The sequence below is a fragment of the Streptomyces lateritius genome (assembly GCF_014649715.1).
Lineage (GTDB): Bacteria > Actinomycetota > Actinomycetes > Streptomycetales > Streptomycetaceae > Streptomyces > Streptomyces lateritius.
In genome coordinates this window covers 1-671 of record NZ_BMTO01000048.1, presented here as the reverse complement: position 1 = coordinate 671, position 671 = coordinate 1, and the positions used below count along the sequence as shown (strand labels likewise).

The 671-nt window shown below is 66.8% G+C and carries 1 pseudogene; it reads right to left on the bottom strand.

Going from position 1 to position 671, the window contains the following annotated elements:
- Positions 1-12 precede the first annotated feature (12 nt).
- Positions 13-671, bottom strand: a pseudogene (locus IE136_RS35215) (IS5 family transposase); the annotation flags it as partial.

The following is a 671-nucleotide window of genomic DNA, read 5'->3' as shown; positions in this document are numbered from 1 at the left end:
TAAGACCGTGTCCTATGTGGTGAGGCGGACCAGTCGCTTGTAGCAGCAGATGGCTGCGGCGAGGCCGAGGAAGGCCAGGTAGTTGCGGGGGTGTCGTTCGTAGCGGTGGTTGAGCCGGCGGTAGCCGGTCAGCCAGGACATGGTCCGCTCGATCACCCACCTGCGGCGTCCGAGCCGTTCTGACGATTCGACGCCTTTGCGGGCGATGCGGACGCCGATGCGTTTGCCGCGGAGCCATTTCCGCAGTTCAGGTATGTCGTAGGCCTTGTCGGCGTGCAGGCGCTGGGGCTTGAAATGACGGCCGCGGTGGGGGTCGTGTCTCGTTTGGAGACCCGTGATCATGGGCTTCAGGGCCTGGCTGTCGTGGGTGTTGGCGGCCGAGAGGCCGACGAGGAGGGGCAGTCCGTTCGCGTCCGACAGGACGTGCATCTTGGAACCCGCCTTGCCCCGGTCCACGGGGCTCGGACCGGTGAGTTCGCCCCTTTTTTCGCCCTGACGTGGGCGGAGTCGAGGACCGCGCGGGATAGGTCGAGCAGGCCGGCGTCGTCGAGACGGTGCAGGATCTCCTCGTGCAGCCTGCCCCACACGCCCGCCCTGGACCAGATCAGGAACCGGCGATGCGCTGTCGACTTCGATATCCCGAAACAGGGCGGCAGAGCCCGCCAGGCGCA